This window comes from Halococcus sp. PRR34 (assembly GCF_028617175.1).
Classification (GTDB): Archaea; Halobacteriota; Halobacteria; order Halobacteriales; family Halococcaceae; genus Halococcus; species Halococcus salifodinae.
Map to the genome: position 1 here is coordinate 1 of NZ_JAQJDA010000053.1, position 2,742 is coordinate 2,742.

3 protein-coding genes and 3 pseudogenes are annotated in these 2,742 nt (G+C 56.5%); 3 read left to right on the forward strand and 3 right to left on the reverse strand.

Translation table 11 applies throughout. The annotated features are described in order from the left end of the window. Both PHA81_RS20715 and PHA81_RS20720 read right to left on the reverse strand, forming a co-directional pair. On the reverse strand, nt 1-245 hold a 245-nt coding region (locus PHA81_RS20715; protein ID WP_273838774.1), incomplete at its 3' end, for a hypothetical protein. 41 nt (nt 246-286) lie between these two features. Beyond that, nucleotides 287-433 (reverse strand): annotated as a pseudogene (locus PHA81_RS20720) (IS110 family transposase); the annotation flags it as partial. 56 nt (nt 434-489) lie between these two features. Between PHA81_RS20720 and PHA81_RS20725 the strand changes: the two are divergent. Together PHA81_RS20725 and PHA81_RS20730 are read left to right on the forward strand one after the other, a co-directional pair. Beyond that, the gene (locus PHA81_RS20725; protein WP_273838776.1) at nt 490-942 is read left to right on the forward strand and encodes a helix-turn-helix domain-containing protein; all 453 of its coding nucleotides are present in this window, start codon (nt 490-492) and stop codon (nt 940-942) included. A gap of 10 nt (nt 943-952) precedes the next feature. Next, a complete protein-coding gene (locus PHA81_RS20730) occupies nt 953-1,636 on the forward strand; it encodes an IS630 family transposase (protein ID WP_273838778.1) in 684 nt (227 codons plus the stop codon). A 3-nt stretch (nt 1,637-1,639) separates the two neighbouring features. On the opposite strand, the pseudogene PHA81_RS20735 reads toward PHA81_RS20730, so the two are convergent. After that, nucleotides 1,640-1,861, reverse strand: a pseudogene (locus PHA81_RS20735) (TRIC cation channel family protein); the annotation flags it as partial. Between the two features lie 180 nt (nt 1,862-2,041). On the opposite strand from PHA81_RS20735, the pseudogene PHA81_RS20740 reads away from it, so the two are divergent. Beyond that, nucleotides 2,042-2,742: pseudogene (locus PHA81_RS20740) on the forward strand (ISH3 family transposase); the annotation flags it as partial.

Here is a 2,742-nt window from a genome sequence, read left to right on the forward strand (position 1 = left end):
GGCACCACTACAATCACGACCGACCGAATCAGGCGCTCGATGGACGAACGCCGATCGAGGAGGCTCTCAACTAGACATCTGTGAGAATCCTGCTGGCCGAACAAATTACGGCTATTGCTATAGCTGTTCGGGTAGGTGTCTTCGTTCACATCTAATTCGCGTAAAACCACAGGCAAGTGACCTGATCTTCCACTCATCTCCTTGGTGCGGGAGATATCCTTACTGCGGTAGCGGTCGCTGATCACGCTTCTCTGCTCGCCAGCGAGCGACGCCGATCAGGCGTCGCTCACGAACTCACACCGGGTGGATCATACACCTCCTTTCTCATGAGCATGTGATAGATCGAGACCAGCAGCTTTCGCGCCGTCGCCACAATCGCTACTTTGTGCGGCTTGTTCTTCTTCTCTCGTAACCGCCAGTAGAACTCGCTCAGTGTAGCTTCAACGCTGAACGTACCAGCTTATCTTCTTTGAGCGCGTATCTCCCAGAATGGGTGCGAAGAAACACGTTGTCGACCTTTCTGATGAAGACCGCAAAACGCTGGAGTGGTTCATCTCAACCGGCGAACGAAGATCTGAGGATAACACGCGGGCACGAATTCTTCTGAAAGCAGATGACGGGCTCACTGATTCCACAATCAGTGAGCACGTCGGTTGCCACAGGAAAACCGTCTACAACACCCGGAAGAGCTACGCTGAACGAGGGCTCGCGGCGATTCATCGCCGCAAGCCCGACCGCGAGTATGAACGTAAACTCGACGGGAGAGCTGAAGCTCACCTCATTCGACTCGCGTGCAGCGAACCACCCGAGGGACACGCTCGCTGGTCACTCCACCTCCTGGCGGATGAACTCGTCACCCTCGACGAGATCGACTTCGAGTCGATCTCTCACGAAACCGTCCGACAGCGTCTAAAAAAACACCCTCAAACCCCATCTCTCTGATTACTGGGCGATCCCGCCCAAACAGAACGCTGACTTCGTCTACTACATGGAAGACGTTCTCGACCTCTACCAAGAACCCTACGACGAGAAGCGTCCGGTCATCTGCTTCGACGAATCCAGCAAAGCGCTCCGTGGCCATGAACGCGACCCGCTCCCGGCAAAACCGGAAGCGGTCGAACGCATCGATCATCGCTACGAACGCAACGGCAAACAGCGGATTCACCTCGCCACGGAACCGTTGACTGGCTGGGTCAACGTTGAGATCACCGAGCGGAGACGTACCACCGAGTGGATCGATCGGATGGTCGAACTCGCTGATGTCCACTACCCGGATGCGGACTGCATCCGGGTTGTGGTCGATAACCTCAATACGCACAATCCCGCCGGCTTCTACCAATTCTTCTCACCAGACGAGGCTCAATCGTACCTTGATCGCTTCGAGTTCCACTACGTTCCCAAGAAAGGAAGTTGGTTAAACATGGCCGAAATCGAGCTGGGCGTTCTCAAACGCCAGTGTCTTGATCGCCGGATCTATCACGCAGCGACCCTCCGGTCGGAGGTCGCTGCGTGGCAAGCGCATCGCAACGCGGCTGACCGATTCATCGACTGGCAGTTCACGACCGACGACGCACGGATCAAGCTACGCCAGCTCTACCCGATCGAACTCGAAAAAGATTCGCAAGTTCACAGTTGAAGCTACACTCAGTCCGACCGCCAAGCTCACACCTAGCAGTCCGAGGCTGATCTCGATCGGCGACTGGAGTGCCAACGGAACACGATTCACGAGGAGATCTCGCGTCACCCCGCCGGCAAACGCCATCGCGAGGCCGACGACAGCAATCCCGAATAAATCGAACTCCTCGCGGATCGCTTTCGCCGACCCGACGAGTGCGAACGCGACCAGTCCGATCGTGTTCATCACGGCAAATGGGTCCACGAACAGTACTCCACTGAAGCCTTGAATCACTACTTCCGCTTACGAAAGCGTATATATTCGCTAGTTGTCCACTTTGGCTCAACAGCCCAATAGCTGATACGTTGTAGGAATGAAGCGGATGAATCAGTGACCTGATTCACCCGCTGTCCGGATGTTCTCGTGATGTACCTACCCTTGCTCAAGGAAGTTCTCACAGATCCGGACGAGTTCCTTTCGAACGGCCAGTTGAAATCTCTTGCTCTGGAGATGCTGGAGCTGATTCCGATGGAAGGGATCGAGGGCTCCGGCCTCGATCCCGAGGGGATCATGGAAGTCGTGCTTCGGGCCGCCGTTGGAACGACATCGATCAACGGGGTCACGACGAAGACCACCGATACGCCAAACCGCAAGACTGTGATGGACTGGCTCCACACCCTGGAGAAACACGCCATGCTGGACGCTGTGAACGACGTTCTTGCGCTGGTAGCGATGACGGTTCTCGACCGTGACGGGTCGAGAACCGTCTGTATCGACTTCATGGACAATCCGTTTCACGGCCACCCGGAGGACGAAGACGAGTTCAGGAGGATGCAAGCCCGTGACGGAACGACGAAGTGCCACCGCTATTGTACAGCCTTCGTCATTGCTCGGGGAAAGCCGCTGACCCTCGCCATAGAGCCAGTTGCTGGCGAGGACACCAAGGCCGACGCGGTCGAGCGCGTGCTCGCCCGCGTCGAGACCTATCCCTTCGAGACCAAGCAGATTCTCATCGATAGAGCTGCCTTCAACGGGGAACTGATCGGGGTACTTCGTGAGACTGCGCCGCCAGTCTTTCCGGTCAAGACTGGGAAAGACTCGCTCCGGCGGAAGCTCTCGGTCAACGC

Coding starts and splice junctions, on each gene's coding strand:
- PHA81_RS20725 (WP_273838776.1), top strand. CDS start 490: ATGGGTGCGAAGAAACACGTTGTCGACCTTTCTGATGAAGACCGCAAA.